Source organism: Spirosoma pollinicola (assembly GCF_002831565.1).
Classification (GTDB): domain Bacteria; phylum Bacteroidota; class Bacteroidia; order Cytophagales; family Spirosomataceae; genus Spirosoma; species Spirosoma pollinicola.
The window spans coordinates 8,434,583-8,448,392 of sequence record NZ_CP025096.1 but is presented as its reverse complement, the minus strand read 5'-3'; the positions used below and the strand labels follow the sequence as shown (position 1 = coordinate 8,448,392).

Sequence of the window (13,810 nt, the reverse complement as noted above, 5' to 3'; positions counted from 1 at the left end):
CCTGTTTGACCTGATAAACTTTGTCATCGTAATGAGATTTCACTATTTCTGTCTGTTATTTATTGGCTTCTGGTTTCCAGCTATCAGTCAGGCCCAACAGCCATTGTTTATGGCTGTTTCCTATTCTGGTGACATTGATAAGGTAACTGCGCTTGACTTTGAGAGGAAAGTGCTGAAACAAGCTCGTTCAGCCATCGAGTTGGAGAGTATGTTGAAGAGCTGGTACCACCAAAATCCTAACCCTGTATTTCGCGTAACCATGGTGGGGCCTGATGGTAAGAAAATGACTTATATCCAGCATAGTCAGTTGGGAAGCAGCCTAAATAATAAAGCGGTTACCCGAACTGATGAAAATTCGCAACTGGCCGATCTGGCCTGTGCTTTCAGTGATACATTGATTCTGCTAGATACGCTACGAATTACGCCTTCGGGTGTTTTAAGTAGTGATCAATTCCGAATCCGGACTGGCCCGGCGGTGTATACACTGAAGCGAAATGCACAACAGGAACTTTTGGTTACTAGTAAGGAGTTGCTTGCAGGTCATTATATCCCTAGCACGGTTGAAAGGCTTTCCGGAGATGTGGTCAAAGGAAATTGGACATGCTGGCTCTACGTATTAACGGATATGGAAAGAAAGGCTCTGATTGATTTGACAAAAGGGATCTATACAAAGAACACCGATTCATGCAAGGATATCGTGCAGGAACTTGTCACACTTGTCAAGATGACCCGGGGCGGAAAAACATGCTCCCAAACCAGTAATTATGATGCCGCGCTGCAGTTGAGCATCCGCAGATTTATCCGCAGCCACACCCCGTTCTGTCAGTAGGAGATTGTAGATTAATATGCTGCTGATTATTCTGATTTACCTGATCGTTCTGGTGCCACTGGCTTTGCTCGTCAGGACACTGTCCTTTACGGCCTACCGTTGGCTGTTCACTATACTTCATGGCTTGTGGCTGACGGTTCTGACCTTAAGCTGTAGCAATACCCAACCCTTATTTCTGGCTGAAGAGGCCGAAGCGCTAAGTATTGTAACTTACTTTAGGCAATTATTTGTCAGCGAAAAGAACAATGATCAATTAAATTCGACTGACAATTTTTTGTTAGTTGACGTATCGATGGATACTCAGTTACTGACTAAACCTAAAGAGCGGTTATTTGAAAAATATGGTGCTGTGACCTCAGGTGTTGATAGAGCCCGCCTGACAACGTTCTTAAACCTATTTCTACAAGATAGTGTAATAGGTATGTCAACTGAACTAATTGTTTGTGATTTACTGCTGGATTATCCGTCTATAAACGCACGCGTTGATATGTCGTTACAAAAGAGCTTAACAGCCCTAAACCAGCAGCAAAAATTATTGGTAGCTGACAGTCCGGAACGTTTTAGTGAAAAAACTGGATCAGCCCCAATTTCCCTGCAGCAGGCACCCGTAGACTTTTCCCTCCATGATGGTCTGTTTTTTAATTATAGTCTAATTGATAGTGCCGGACGTTCCAGCCTGCCCTACAAGCTATACCAACTGATCAGCAACAAACGAATCATCAGCCGACCAGTACCTCTATTGGGCAGACTAATAGAGGAACACAATGTCAGCGATTCGACTGACCGACGAGTTTACTGGGCTTTGAATACGTTTATTCCAGAACTACGAATAGCCGATGCACCAATTCAGGACCTTGTTAACCCCAGAGAAACTTCTTGGCTGGATGAATTTTTATCTTTACTTGGATTCACTCCATCGGCGGAAGAAATGGTCCTGCAGACTGAAACCCCTGTCTATGAATTAGGGGAACTGCTAAATAAGCCGGACTTGCTTAGAAAGCACCTCAGTCTGCATCAGGTAGAAAAGACAATTGTACTGATCGGTTCATTTAAAGATCCGCAACGCGATGTTCATCAGACGGCCTACGGGTCAATACATGGACCACTTCTACTAATGAATATTTATCTTAATTTGGTGAATGGTTCCCATATCATTTCGCTGTCCTATCTTGTTTTTCTGATCACCATGTTCAGCTGGGTAAGCCATCAGATGTTACGAAAAAAAATTAACTGTCAGGACGATGGATTAAGGTTAATGTTGCGTGAATGGAAAGAAAAACTCCTGAATAAAAGGTATGAATCGAAGTTATATGCCGATACTTCAGATACCAAAAACGTGAGTTCTACCAATTCGTTTCCCAATACCATCGCGGTAATGGTAGGGCTTAAACAACGGATCAATCATGTGAGTAAGCTTATTATGGAGGAAGCTTTCTTTAGTAAACAGCCGTACTGGATTCTGCTCCTGATTTTAAGTATTTCAGCCTTATATTTCCAGCATGTAATAAACATAATGGGATTGGCGATATACATTGCAGCCATCGATTTTTCTCTTCGAGTACTAAGGCAGAATTAATTGTATGATGACAGGTATTCCAGCAGCGATAAAAAGCTGGGTAACTAACAGATGGTCAACACAATTTAGAACGAGTCATAGAGTTTTCGTCCAGTTAAATGGTCAGTTCTTCGAATTTATTGGACGCGTAAATGATTATAAACTAGCCATTTACTTACATCTCGTATATGTCCACAAAATCGTCCAGAATAACCCTTGGACAAATGAACGTCATTTGTAGCAAGGTGATACAGTTTGTCACGTTCCTTTGCTGCTCAAAAGCGTTTACGAAAAGGTTCTTTTAATGGCCACTTATTAGGTAAAAGAGGTACAAATTTAGTTAACCGTGTACGCCGCCGTCGGGATCGATGTTCTAGTGGCCTGGCTTGTCTTTCTTGATGCACAAGTAGTAACCTTATTTAGATCGACGAATGATGAAGGCCGTGGTAATTGGCTCCATGCCTGTTTTGGTATAAAAACCAACGGCTTCCGGGGAAGAGGGCAGAATTAGCTTGCACCCCTCACCCGCATGATATTTGGTTAGTCTGACTAATTCTCTTCCAATACCTTGCTCTTTGTAATCATCTCGGACGACCAGATCTGACAAGTAGCAACAATAACAAAAGTCCGTTAAGGAGCGAGCTATACCCACCAGCTTCGTGTGTTCCTAAGCCGTCACCAGCAAGTTGGCCCGGTCATGCATTTGTTTCAATCGATCCCTATCCCCGTTCTTTCTCGTAGGATGATAGCTCGAATGGTCGAATAAGTCGATAATCGCTTTTAGGGCGGGTAACCTATTGATCGGGAAAGTTAGGGTCATAAAAGTTAGGTACACATTTTTTTAGCTAAAGTACTTGATTGGTAGCATACAGCGTCAAGCTTTTGGGTCATTCGTGAGTGGTTTTAGGGCAACCGGTTAGTCTATCCATCCATCCTGGTGTTTTTTTGAAATAGACAGTCGGTCTGTTCAACCCTGGGGTAGTACTCCCATTGGTCAAATCGAAAAACCATTGGTCAATAAAGTCTGCTTTAGTGGACGCTTCAGTTTAGCCAGTAGAAGCCCGTTCTTAGAAAGACCTTTTTAGGGTAATACTCCTTTAGTATTCGTATTTGTATTTTTACAAATAATATATTTATTTTATTTGTAAAAATGATAAAGATACGATCGTGCCAATTCGTTCTGATCGCAATGCCGGTATTGACGTGTTTCGACTCCTGGCCGCCTTAATGGTGGTGGTCAATCACAGTCGATTTACCGATGAAGGGCCCTACCTAACGCTATTGGGAAGATGGACAGTCCTATTCTTCTTTATGGTTAGCGGCTACTACTTTCAGCAAGCTTTTCATAAGCAATCGATGAAGGCTTTTGCCAAAACCCTAAAAGCGTTAGTTACCCTGCTCCTAGTAGCTAATTTCTTTTACCTCCTCTTTGTAGGCATTACCGATGGGTCACTCCACTCGCTCAACACGTATTTTACCCTGTTTGTGGGCACCTACTTCCATCTTTGGTTTCTGACCTCTCTGTTGATGGGCTATGGCCTACTTTGGCTCTTTTTAGTCAATGACTGCGAGAGGTTTTTACCTCTTCTAGCGGTAGGGGCCCTGCTGCTCACCTTGGGTCTAAACCCCTACAGTTATCTGGTTGGTCTATCGCCTCATCCTATTTATGCCCGCTCTCTTTTGTCCATTCCTTTTCTATGCATCGGCTTTTTAATTGCTAAGTTGGGCCTAGAGACGCGCCTGTCAAGGTGGACGGCTTACGGGATGGTCGCGCTGGGAGCCGGGCTACAGCTAGGAGAAGCCTGGCTCTTATCCAGAAATGAGCCAGCCAGCTTGCCTTACAATTTTGTTGACGGCACCGTGTTGTTTGCGGCCGGCCTGTTTTTAGTCGCTTTGCAGCTCCCCCTAATCCCTACCAGTCCGCTAAGTTATTATGGTCAGCGGTATTCGTTGGCTTTTTATCTGTATCATCCGGCAGTAAATTACTTAACAAGCCAATTATGGCCAAAGGATGACAAAATAGCTTGTTGGCTTGGGCCCTTTTTATCGGTATTGTTACTTTTCTTGGTACTGCTTGTTTTAGACCGCATCAGCCCCGGTAGTATTCAAATGTTAACAGGCAATTTTCAGCGCTATGCACTGGTTAGAAAGTATAACGGGAGGTAATGACCCCGTATTTGGCTGCGATTTTGACATTTGTCCTTGGGAGCATCCCATCCGGTACTAGTACATAAAGGTACCCGCTGATAAAATTTGATACGGATGCCTGTAAGACATATAAAGAGTTGGACACAAACACGTAACGGCTAAACTTATGTAGGTAGGGCCTCACGGCTTAGGAATTAGTGGTTGGCCCGGTATTGTCAGCGCCGTCCGAAGCCTGACAAAGCGGCCATCAACTAGGTCATCAATGGTTGACCTTGTCTTTGAATAAGTCAGCCAACAAGAAGAACCCATTTGACTTTTTTTTCTTGTTACAAATCTTACACGAACGTTTGCGGACAGAAACAAACAGGTTGCCCTGATGGAATCACTACCCGAGTGAATCTTGAGACCAGGAGGATGAACGAATCATTGGTAAGAACTTATGGTACTCAGTTTGGCAGTTTTGGCACCAGTAACCACAAAATATCGGCGGCATTGATTCTGAACCATTTCTGATGATAATGGAATGTTCATGCGAGGCCGGTTCCACAATAGGATGAGTAAATCAGAATTCTGAGTGAAGTTTCAACCTTATCAAAGAAAGCCTGAAAAGAAAACGAGCTGAAGCAAAAGGGGCTGGAACTTGGTTTCACCAAAAGTGGCTCAGCACCAGTTTACTACGAAATTAACGGCGGCCGGTTCCGCCATCGGAATGCTGACGTAGGTCGGACTGGGCCGGAGCAGGACCGCTGGTCAAAGGCCCTACCATCTCCACGCTACTGGCTGCGCTGTTTCATCCGTCTCGGCGTACTGTCAATGGTCCTCTCTTACTCGCAGGAGAGCAATCAGAATGAGAAAGCGCAAGGCTGCCCAGCAGGACAAGAGCCAAGCGAGTTTGGATGGTTGTTGGAATGGCATATTGACAATAAAGTAAAGCGTTTAACCGTCAAGTTCATACCTACTAAAAATTTACCCCAGAAGCGATCTAACCGAGTCAGCTTTCATCCAACGGCGAGACATCAACAGCCAAAGCCCATTCGTTCATTGGATCACAGTAGCGCCTTCACAACAGCATAGTCAACCTAGTACGGATTACCCGTAGTCGACTGACTAAAGCAGTAGAAATAGGAGCAGCGGCACTCAAATCCTGAAGCGGTTTGACTGAACAATCAAGGTGTTGACTCATCTTGTAAAGGGATGATGTATACTTGCTGACACATTCGATAGGATCGATAGTTGTTTCGCTTAAAGCTGGCTATCGACTGGAATTCTTGGCTGGGTAGGGTTGATAAAGCTGATGTTTCTTTTACTAATTTAGATTCCCACTAAGTCGATTATTAATCGCTTCCCATACAGCCCACTCTTTTTGGACCGCCCCTATGAGCGTGCTTGTCATTCGGCTATACTTTAAGGATGAACATCATCCTAGCTTACCGTTAAGCGGGCACGTATAAAACAAAGTGCTTCTTACGAGCCCCTCGAAGCAAAGCTTTGTTTAACTGGCGACAGCATAAACATTCCACTTTGCCCCCCGTTCCCATTCGTTGACTAACTGGGGGGATATGGCGGGCGTGATGACACTCGCTGTTGCTGTGATAAACTAGTTCCTGCAGGCAATAAACAGGCGCTACAATAGCCATACTTACTAAGGATTATACTGGATGGGTTAGAACTTGTAGGAAACTGGCTTCAATATTTATTACCGATGAGCTGACTTGATACGTTGCCAGTCAGCTGTACTAGCAAGGCTTTCTAGCTTACTTGATTTTAGTTGTCCAACTAGTCTGTGCCCATTGGCCTCTAGGGTTTGGATTAGGCTTTCGTTTTGATGAGCAATGCTTAGTAACCAACTTATCGGATGTTGTTTGATGGAGCGGGCCTGATGCTCGTTAAAGGTGTTTCGCTCGACCCATATAGTCCGAAAAACCTCCGCCAGAATAGAGGCGGCTAAGGAAGCGTCGGTAGTTTGGCGGAGCAAGTGCCCATAAATCGGGGGGGCGTAGTGATCATAGAAACGACCAAAATCCTCTTGACTGTGGATGGGCAGGAGGGCGGTGGGGGAAGTTTCACTCAGAAAAGAAGAGGGATCAGTAGCCGAGTGCATGGTCAGGATTGAGAGCAGACTGAGTAAGTTGAACAGGTATTGATTTGATAAATAGCAATTATTAGCCCTAGAAAAGAAATATAAGATACCGGGCTAGTTAGACTAAATAGGATACGTTTTTAATATATTGATAATATAAAGATAGTTTTTATTTACGTTATTAGTATATAGTAACATAAAAATTTATTAGTCGGTCGCTGCCGTGAGTGACCCGAAGGCTAGGAATTACCTTCAGCAAACATGAAGTAGAGATTGTGATAAACACTGGGCAAGTATGAATAGTCAATCAGCTCACCTTGGATAAGACTCATTTCGTCCAATTTATTACTTGGCCAAATGAACGATCCTTAGCTTACTAAAGGACCCTGGTCATTACCCAATAGCGTTCACGAAATAGTTAGATTTCGTGAACGCTTTCGTTGAAAAGTACAATGTATTGAAAAGGGAGAGTAAGGCCTTGCTACTAGCCGGTATACCGGCAAAATACTATTTGAAGGTCTGAAATTGGGTAACAACTTACCCAGTGTGGCTCTATGGATGAACAACCGACGCTGTTCAGTTCGTCTAAGCCTCGGTTAGGGGCCGCACCAAGGCGGCTCATTTTATATTGCCCATTATTTTCCTCCAATCAAATTGATCGGTTGAGGCCCTATTCCGGTTAGCCAGCTCAGCCAGCATAGCCCTTAATTGAGCCTTCGCTAGCCAGTGGCCGTTGACAAAAACACCCGTAATGGTTCGGGTATTTTTTATATCGTCAAGCGGATTGGCCTCCAACAAAACCAGGTCTGCCCATTTCCCGGCTTCGATGGTGCCCACTTGGGCGTTGATCCCCAGCCAAGTGGCGGGCAACCGGGTGGCGGATAGCAGCACTTCTTCAGGAGTTAATCCGGCTTGTTGCAAAAGGGCCAATTCATCCTGTAAAGAAAAGCCACCCACAACGCCCGAAACCCCGGTGTCCGTTCCGGCCACCATCGGCACACCGGCCTGTTTAAAGGCCCGTACTAATTGACCATGAAATCGAACCAGTTTGTCAAAATAAGCCACCCGTTCCGGGCTCGTGTTCTGGTTGTAGTTATTGGCCGTCAGCCATTTACTCTGTAGCAGCGGATGTATATAGGCCAGCTCGGGTAAGCGTTTGAGATTGTCCAGCGAACGGGCCTGCTCAGCGATCCGAACCATGGCCGTCAAGGTAGGCGATAACCAGGTGCCGTTTTCTTTGGCCAGCCGGGCAAAACGCCTCGCTTCCTGATCACTGAACTCGTTAGCCTGTTTAGAAAATTCCTCCGCATGGGCGACCATCCCGAAATGGGGGACAAAGGCTTGCCTCAATTTTCCCCCAAACGCATCCGGAATATGGCCGACGGTCTTTAAGCCGAGTTTATTGGCTTCATCAATAATGGCTACATACGTTTCGATATTGAGTTGTGAATAGAGCTTTATCAATTCGTAGCCTTCCGCTTTGGCATCCCGAACTGCCTGACGACCTGCCTGGGCGGTATTGGCTCGTCGGCCAGCGCCCTGGCCACCATTAATCAGGGCGGCCAACGCGATGCGAGGGCCGGTCACCTGGCCCTTTTGTATTTCCTTTCGTTGCGAAAAGGAGTCCATGTTGGCATTCAGATTTACGATCGTGGTCACCCCGTTGGCGATGAAAGGCGTCATGATATCCTGGGTGTTAAAGGTTACGTCCGGCGGCTGGGTGGGCACTAGCGGCCCAAGAGAAAAATCGGTCGGGGTATGAACGTGCATATCGATGAGTCCGGGAATGAGCCATTTTCCGTTTCCATCAATGAGCACCGCTTCTGGCGTGACCGCTCCGTTCAGGGATTCAATGTAGCCGTTTCGGATGACGACGCTAGCCTGAATGATAACCGCACCCGGCGAGGTCATGGGAATGACATTCACATTTTTAATCACGAAATAGGCTGGCTGAGAGGCTTGTTGGGATGAATAAGCCGTAGGGGATCGAACGGGTAGCCGAGGCTTAACGACCCCAAAAATGGCTACCAGAACGAAAATAGAGAAGAAACTAGTTTTCATGGGTCGTATCTTGACTGATTGCCGTACTATAGCTGGCCCTGTCGGCTTTCAGTTGACCGCCGTGACCAACGAGCCGCCAGTCGGCCACTCCCCTACATCATCTGAGTTCTACAACAACTCGCTAAAAAGTACACTGCCTGGCTATCGATCAGCGTAGCCAGGCAGTGTACTTTTTAACGCTTAACCGAGCCACTACGTGCGTTTACAGGAATGCGCTCAGCCACGTAAAACAAAAAACCGCATACAGCCATCAAGTCAAGGCATTCTAGGGGTGAACTGGAGCAAAATGGCCATGAAACCCCAACCTATCTATTTACTGTCCGTGTCCAAACTCTTTAGGTAAGCCACCAACTCGCTTCGCTGAGCAGGTCTAACGACATAGAAGGGGTGAGGAGCCATTTTGCCCCGCTTCGGATTGAACAACTCATCCAGGCTACTCACCGAATCATCGTGCAGAAACACGGGCTTACGAGCCAGATCCAATAGCAAAGGAAGGGCGTTGCCACGAATGCCACCACCCGGACTAGCGTCCACTACCACCATCTTATCGTCGAACGTACCAGGGGCGTTCTGAATGGGCGAGAGGGGAGCCTGTCGCTGGGCCAGCACTTTAGGCGCGTAGCCGGGCCAGATGGTTTTCATGGGAATGAGCTTGGTGGAGACCGGCACACCCTGATTGGTATTGTGGCAAGACGTGCAATTTTGAGCCACAAACAGCGCGCGGCCACTCGCCACTTGGGTGGCATTGGTGACAACCCCCTTGGGCGCTTGCAGACTGCGGACGTAGGCTTCCAGATCGCGCAGCTTCTGCTCGTCCACGCGCTTACCGGTGGGGGTAGGCGGGTCGCCGGGCTTGCCCTTCTCGGGAGCCGTTACATAGGGGTAGCCCGTAACGCCAGTAGCGGTCAATACCCTAGCATAACCGGCCACCATTGAGTCACCGCTGGCTGCACCTAACAGGTGAATGAACTCTTTGCCGCCGGGCGAGAGCAGGTTACTCTGGTCAAATAAGGCGGTGTAGACCGTGTTGTTAAAATCATTTAGCTTGTCATTCTGGCCCGATGAGCCGAAGGGTGCGGCCAAATCCTGCCGAAAAAAGGGCGTGATGTGAATGGAGTTGCCATTGCCGTCAGGCGAATCATCAAATGTACCAATTGGGTAGTACTTCGGGTTGCTCAAGTAGGCGTCAACGTCCGCTTCGGAGGAGTTAGCCGTTAGGCCCTTCGGCGCACGGCCAATGGTCGTTCCATCGGGCTGCTGCAACTGTAGGGTAGGAAAGAGCGCGCGGGAGTTGGCAGCGGTGGCCAGCAGCTTGCCTACGTTGAGCCCGTGCGGGGTGGGGCCGTCGATCCGCTTGCCAATGCTGCCCTTGCCCGGTAGCTCAAACATCGACTTGTCGGTGATGGCATGGCAGAGCGCACAAGTCACGCCCACTTTGCCCCCTTTGGGTACCATACCGATAACGGCGTTGTTTTGTAGCAACGCGTCGAGCGTGGCGGGGTCATTGAGCTTGGGCGCTTTGGCGGGCGAGTGGTCGGTCTTAAGCTCACTCATGAAGGCCGCTTTCAGGTCGGTGGGCAGGGCGTCTACATCGAAACTGACACCGGCTTTCAGCGCGTCGAGCACCGTAAGCTTGGCGGCCTTCATGCCCTGGGGCATGCGCACCGCATCGGTCCAGAAGCCCTCGTCGCCAAATGTTTCATTGCGGTATATCTCCCGGCCCGCTTCAATGCGGCCAGCACCCACCGAGTCGGTAGTGGTTTGGGCGGTAGTCTTGGTTGAGCTTTCACTCTGGCAGCCAGCTGTTGCTACAACCATCAGGCCTGACAGCAGGAGAGCTGGCATACGCAAGGAATAGGCGTTAGTCATCTTAATAGGGTCAGATTATCCTGAAGCGATTCTCCATGGAGTCAGTATCTACGTAAGTACAGAAAGCATAGATTGCCCAATTTCCTGGAAGCTACACATTTAGTTACGACGGGTAGTATGATTAGTCTTGACCTATGCCTATTCATTAAATACGATTTGACCAATTGGTTTTCAAGCCCCTAGCTCGATTTGGCGGTTTAATGTCTTCTTCCGTTCTTGCTCCTGAAACTAACGTTTATTCAGTAATGGCAACAGGAACGGTAAAATTTTTCAATGACAGTAAGGGCTTTGGCTTCATTAAACCCGATGATGGGGGCGAAGACATTTTTGTCCACGCTTCAGGACTGATCGATCAACTGCGGGAGAACGACAAAGTCAAATTCACCGTTGAGCGGGGCAAAAAAGGCTTAAACGCGGTCAACGTTGAACTGGCTTAGACCAAATCAGGCGTTCATTGACGGGACAAAAACAGGCTACTTCTGCCTGTTTTTTAGTTTACCGGATCCGGGCTCCTGTTATTCCTAAACAGGTTTTTATTCCTAAACAGGTTTGGGCTAAAGCCTGTCACGATAGAGAAAATCAAAATGAAACCTTAATGCAATAGGCTGCTTACTCGTACCGGATACCTCATTTATGGTTACGCTTCTGTTTAAAGCCCAACTCGTCGATGGTCAGGGTATCGTTTCGGCCGAAGTAGCCAGGATACTTTTTGGGGTCGATTCGGTTGATCAAAAAGAAGCTTTATTTCGAGAGCTATGCCAGCAAAAGTATCCTCACTTGCGGATTGCGGAGCCCATTCTAATCACCCCGGCTAAGTCGGATTAACAGCCATGATAAGCAAACCCGCCAGCGAGTCACGACCGTTTTATCTGAGTATAGTCTGCTGCCTGAGGTCCATCTTATTCAGGAATTATTGAATAGACGATGTAGGCGGGTATGGTAGGCTGAGTCTTCACCCAAGAATTCAGGTGAATAAGTATGAATCTGCTACTTTAAACTGGACACTACAGTAAGAAACAGCTGCCTAAAAAAAGGTAGCAAGTCCAGTTCTAAACTAAAGACCCCATCCGTGGTTCATGCTAGGTTGTCTAGCGAAAAACTGACTAACCTAAACAGACTATCTGACTGCCTACTACGTATGACTCTGACTTATAGCCGGCGTGGGTCCGGTAAACCACTTTTGCTGCTTCACGGCATTGGCAGTTCCCTGAAGACTTGGGATCTCATTCTGGATGAGTTGGCCACCCAGCGGGATGTAATCGCGCTGGACTTACCCGCTAGCTAGCTAGCGTTTTTGCCCCGCGTAAGTCCTATGCTTTCCTGGATGTGAACTGCTCGCTCGATCCAAATGGAAGCTGAAAGCTGGTGAAGTTTTTTTAGAAGTGGGTTGTTGTAGATGCCTGTAAATTCCAGGCAAAATAGACACTGTTCAATACTTGCTTTGGTTTGCTGACGTAACGCCTTAAGAAAATCAGTAATGCCTTTTTGATCATTGCTGACCTGCTGATGAAACAGGACTTGATTGGTTTTCGCAACCGCAAAGTCGAGAGTAACTTTGGACACATCCACGCCAATGAAATAATCAAATTGCATAACTTTACAGAATATAAATAAACGAGTTGGCCAACGCTTAGACACCTTCAATACCTTGCTCATGGGCCACGAACCCGCATTTCTATCTGAAGACAACGTCTAAGATATCCCAGCAGAGTCTTTAATCGGTCCATAGGTCGTTAGCCTTGCCGACGCGTTAAGGTACCTCTGCTGGGGTTGGTCGCTCACGCTTTGTGAGTGGCATCAAGTTACACGACTCATCTTGGAATCATACAACGGCTCAAATCTAAAGGCCGACGCCGCAGTTGCCTTTACGGCTCATGCTCTGTACGACGGGCAAGCCCTTTAGATGCTCCTTCAGTGCAGGCATACTGGACGCCACGATCTGAATGAAAGAGAAGTTCACCCGCTATATTCCTGTTTTTGAGTGCCATACGCCAAGCTGCTACGCTCGTATCCGCAGCTTTCAGACCATCGCTCAAGGCCCATCCGATTACTTTTCGGTCGGCCAAATCCAGCACGGTTGTCAGGTATAACCAACCCTCGCGGGTCGGAATGTAGGTAATATCGGACACCCACTTCTGACCTGGCTTATCTGCTGTGAACTCTCTGTTTAACAGATTTTTAGCTATCGGATAATTGTGAGATGAGTCGGTAGTCTGAACTCGGTACTTCTTATACATGATACTACGAATAGCCGCTTTATGCATCAGGCGGGCCACCCGATTACGTGATGTCTTCACGCCCCGCTCCCGCAATTCATCAGCGATCCCAGGACTACCGTACCGGGACTCGCTCTGGGCATGTACCTCTCGAATATGGTCCAGCAACTGAGCTTGTTTTAGTTGCCTGACGCCAACCGGATGCTTTCGCCAATAATAGTACCCACTACTACTGACCTTGAGCACCTTACACATCTTCTCAACCGCGCGGCGGACCGTGGGAAACTGATTGGCATGTTCCGTTATAAATCGGAATATTTCCCACGGTCCGCCGCGCGGTCGCCCCTGGAGAAGATGCCGACTGCCTTTTTTAATATATCGCGTTTTATCTGAGCGTCTTTAAGTTCTTTCTGTAATCGTCGGATCAGTTTCTGCTCCTCACTTAGCCCGATGGTCGCAGTTGCAAACTGACTAGGGCTTTTGTGGCTTTGTCGCCATTTGGTGACTCGGCTGGCATCAATGCCGAGCTCACGGGCAGCTTCCTGTACGGAACCTTTGGCGTGGGACAACTCGACGGCCATCCGCTTGAAGGCCTCGTCAAAAACACGTCTTTTCTTCATGGGTACTTTCGGTTTTCCCCAAATGTGCTTAAAATCTGTCTCCAGTCAAATGTAGCAAGTCCATAACCTCGACAAATTTACCCTAACGCTATTCATGGCCATTGCCGCAGGGAGCGGGAATTGATCAGCATACGGACCCGGCAGGCTTTAGAGGCCAGGCGCAACCGGCTAGGTGAGTGGAGAATCGGCGGACCTAACAAAAAGAAAGCGGCCGCGTCAGTGCTGGGCGTTCGGGTCAACAAGGAAATGGCTGCGGATAATGACAATAACCGTTGGGCTTTGTCAATTGCTGAAATGATGCACAAGGCCGGTAAGATTTCATCAAAAGTCGCTCAGCAGGCATTATGCCGCATAGCATGCGCTATAACCCATTGGTCAGTACAATCTGCTAATCGAGCATGAATTGGCTTGGCGGCATAGATGCTTCGTAAA

Annotated in this window: 13 protein-coding genes and 1 pseudogene; 6 read left to right on the top strand and 8 right to left on the bottom strand. The window is 47.4% G+C overall.

What is annotated here, in order from left to right:
• Positions 1-31: 31 nt before the first annotated feature.
• Both CWM47_RS35945 and CWM47_RS35940 read left to right on the top strand, forming a co-directional pair.
• Entirely contained in the window at positions 32-829 is a 798-nt protein-coding gene (locus tag CWM47_RS35945) for a hypothetical protein (RefSeq protein ID WP_100993303.1), read from the top strand.
• Positions 830-845: 16 nt separating this feature from the next.
• The gene (locus CWM47_RS35940; RefSeq protein ID WP_100993302.1) at positions 846-2,405 is read left to right on the top strand and encodes a hypothetical protein; all 1,560 of its coding nucleotides are present in this window, start codon (positions 846-848) and stop codon (positions 2,403-2,405) included.
• 394 nt (positions 2,406-2,799) lie between these two features.
• Here the strand turns inward: CWM47_RS35940 and CWM47_RS40525 are convergent, their stop codons facing one another.
• Both CWM47_RS40525 and CWM47_RS38575 read right to left on the bottom strand, forming a co-directional pair.
• On the bottom strand, positions 2,800-3,036 hold the full coding sequence (locus CWM47_RS40525; RefSeq protein WP_157816175.1) for a GNAT family N-acetyltransferase: 237 nt from the start codon (positions 3,034-3,036) through the stop codon (positions 2,800-2,802).
• Between the two features lie 15 nt (positions 3,037-3,051).
• On the bottom strand, positions 3,052-3,204 hold the full coding sequence (locus CWM47_RS38575) for a hypothetical protein (protein ID WP_157816174.1): 153 nt from the start codon (positions 3,202-3,204) through the stop codon (positions 3,052-3,054).
• A 347-nt stretch (positions 3,205-3,551) separates the two neighbouring features.
• Between CWM47_RS38575 and CWM47_RS35930 the strand changes: the two genes are divergently transcribed.
• Positions 3,552-4,550, top strand: coding sequence for an acyltransferase family protein (locus CWM47_RS35930; RefSeq protein ID WP_100993300.1), 999 nt, complete (start codon positions 3,552-3,554; stop codon positions 4,548-4,550).
• 1,678 nt (positions 4,551-6,228) lie between these two features.
• Here CWM47_RS35930 and CWM47_RS35925 read toward each other — a convergent pair.
• From CWM47_RS35925 to CWM47_RS35915, 3 genes are all read right to left on the bottom strand, one after another.
• On the bottom strand, positions 6,229-6,633 hold the full coding sequence (locus CWM47_RS35925; RefSeq protein WP_100993299.1) for an RNA polymerase sigma factor: 405 nt from the start codon (positions 6,631-6,633) through the stop codon (positions 6,229-6,231).
• 597 nt (positions 6,634-7,230) lie between these two features.
• Positions 7,231-8,673 carry an amidohydrolase family protein gene (locus CWM47_RS35920; RefSeq protein WP_100993298.1) on the bottom strand — a complete coding sequence of 481 codons (1,443 nt, stop codon included), beginning with the start codon at positions 8,671-8,673 and terminating at the stop codon, positions 7,231-7,233.
• Positions 8,674-8,982: 309 nt separating this feature from the next.
• On the bottom strand, positions 8,983-10,518 hold the full coding sequence (locus CWM47_RS35915; RefSeq protein WP_100993297.1) for a hypothetical protein: 1,536 nt from the start codon (positions 10,516-10,518) through the stop codon (positions 8,983-8,985).
• Positions 10,519-10,787: 269 nt separating this feature from the next.
• On the opposite strand from CWM47_RS35915, the gene CWM47_RS35910 reads away from it, so the two are divergent.
• The 3 genes from CWM47_RS35910 to CWM47_RS35900 all read left to right on the top strand — a co-directional run bounded on the left by CWM47_RS35910 (position 10,788) and on the right by CWM47_RS35900 (position 11,827).
• Positions 10,788-10,979 carry a cold-shock protein gene (locus tag CWM47_RS35910; RefSeq protein ID WP_100993296.1) on the top strand — a complete coding sequence of 64 codons (192 nt, stop codon included), beginning with the start codon at positions 10,788-10,790 and terminating at the stop codon, positions 10,977-10,979.
• 196 nt (positions 10,980-11,175) lie between these two features.
• Positions 11,176-11,367, top strand: a complete 192-nt coding sequence (locus CWM47_RS35905; RefSeq protein ID WP_100993295.1) for a hypothetical protein — start codon at positions 11,176-11,178, stop codon at positions 11,365-11,367.
• Between the two features lie 313 nt (positions 11,368-11,680).
• Positions 11,681-11,827 carry an alpha/beta fold hydrolase gene (locus tag CWM47_RS35900; protein ID WP_240625624.1) on the top strand — a complete coding sequence of 49 codons (147 nt, stop codon included), beginning with the start codon at positions 11,681-11,683 and terminating at the stop codon, positions 11,825-11,827.
• A gap of 8 nt (positions 11,828-11,835) precedes the next feature.
• Here CWM47_RS35900 and CWM47_RS35895 read toward each other — a convergent pair.
• The 3 genes and pseudogenes from CWM47_RS35895 to CWM47_RS35885 all read right to left on the bottom strand — a co-directional run.
• A pseudogene (locus CWM47_RS35895) lies at positions 11,836-12,135 on the bottom strand (IS110 family transposase); the annotation flags it as partial.
• Positions 12,136-12,407: 272 nt separating this feature from the next.
• Positions 12,408-13,133, bottom strand: a complete 726-nt coding sequence (locus CWM47_RS35890; protein WP_157816245.1) for an IS3 family transposase — start codon at positions 13,131-13,133, stop codon at positions 12,408-12,410.
• On the bottom strand, positions 13,061-13,378 hold the full coding sequence (locus tag CWM47_RS35885) for a transposase (RefSeq protein WP_100993293.1): 318 nt from the start codon (positions 13,376-13,378) through the stop codon (positions 13,061-13,063). Before CWM47_RS35885 ends, CWM47_RS35890 begins: the two co-directional genes overlap by 73 nt.
• Positions 13,379-13,810 lie beyond the last annotated feature (432 nt).

Bases quoted from the DNA above. Each gene is read 5' to 3' on its own strand.
- CWM47_RS35945 (WP_100993303.1), top strand. From the start codon at position 32: ATGAGATTTCACTATTTCTGTCTGTTATTTATTGGCTTCTGGTTTCCA.
- CWM47_RS35940 (WP_100993302.1), top strand. From the start codon at position 846: ATGCTGCTGATTATTCTGATTTACCTGATCGTTCTGGTGCCACTGGCT.
- CWM47_RS38575 (WP_157816174.1), bottom strand. From the start codon at position 3,204: ATGACCCTAACTTTCCCGATCAATAGGTTACCCGCCCTAAAAGCGATT.
- CWM47_RS35925 (WP_100993299.1), bottom strand. From the start codon at position 6,633: ATGCACTCGGCTACTGATCCCTCTTCTTTTCTGAGTGAAACTTCCCCC.
- CWM47_RS35920 (WP_100993298.1), bottom strand. From the start codon at position 8,673: ATGAAAACTAGTTTCTTCTCTATTTTCGTTCTGGTAGCCATTTTTGGG.
- CWM47_RS35915 (WP_100993297.1), bottom strand. From the start codon at position 10,518: ATGCCAGCTCTCCTGCTGTCAGGCCTGATGGTTGTAGCAACAGCTGGC.
- CWM47_RS35910 (WP_100993296.1), top strand. From the start codon at position 10,788: ATGGCAACAGGAACGGTAAAATTTTTCAATGACAGTAAGGGCTTTGGC.
- CWM47_RS35905 (WP_100993295.1), top strand. From the start codon at position 11,176: ATGGTTACGCTTCTGTTTAAAGCCCAACTCGTCGATGGTCAGGGTATC.
- CWM47_RS35900 (WP_240625624.1), top strand. From the start codon at position 11,681: ATGACTCTGACTTATAGCCGGCGTGGGTCCGGTAAACCACTTTTGCTG.
- CWM47_RS35885 (WP_100993293.1), bottom strand. From the start codon at position 13,378: ATGAAGAAAAGACGTGTTTTTGACGAGGCCTTCAAGCGGATGGCCGTC.